At 68.4% G+C, this 788-nt stretch carries 1 protein-coding gene; it reads left to right on the top strand.

Annotated elements, in window-relative coordinates:
* Positions 1 to 788 (top strand): alpha-hydroxy acid oxidase (locus AC1DWF_RS33650; RefSeq protein WP_476842834.1); only part of this gene is annotated, 788 nt, incomplete at both ends.

Genomic DNA, 788 nt, shown 5'->3' with positions numbered 1-788 from the left:
CGGTCGCGCTGCGTCCGCGCGTGCTGAACGACGTCTCCAAGGTCGATGCCAGCGTGGACTTCTTCGGGCACAGGGTTCGGCTCCCGGTCTTCTGCGCGCCGGTGGGATCGCTGGAGAGCTTCGAGCCGGGCGGCGGCGCCACCGTGGCGAAGGGTGCGGGTGCCTTCGGTGTGCCCTTCATGCTGTCGAGCGTGAGCCAGCCGGGCCTGGAAGCCTGCGCCGAGGCTTCGACCGGCCCCAAGATCTTCCAGCTCTACGTCCGCGGCGACGACGAATGGGTGGATGGCATCGTCGAGCGGGTCATCGCCGCCGGCTACGACGCCTTCTGCATGACGGTCGACACAGCCCATTACAGCCGCCGCGAGCGCGACATCTCCAAGCGCTTCATCAAGACCTGGCGCGCCGCGAACACCGGCATGGACCACCAGGCCGCACTCTCATGGCGCGAGGTGAAGCGCTTCAAGGACAAGTACAGGATTCCGCTGATCCTCAAGGGGATCGGAACCGGTGAAGACGCCGCCATCGCCTGCGACCACGGCGTGGACGTGGTCTATTGCTCCAACCATGGCGGGCGGCAGCTCGACGGCGGGCGCGGCTCGCTCGACATCATCCCCGAGATCGTCGAGGCGGTGGCTGGCCGTGCCAAGATCATGGTGGACGGCAGCTTCACGCGCGGCACGGACATCGTGAAGGCGATCGCGCTCGGCGCCGACTGGGTCGGGCTCGGGCGGCTCTACCTCTACGGGCTGGCGGCGGACGGAGCCCCGGGCATCCGGACCCTCTTCGAG

The organism is Aminobacter sp. P4_D5 (assembly GCF_056401815.1).
Note: the sequence above shows the minus strand (reverse complement) of the source record. Positions and strands in the feature narration are given on the sequence as shown.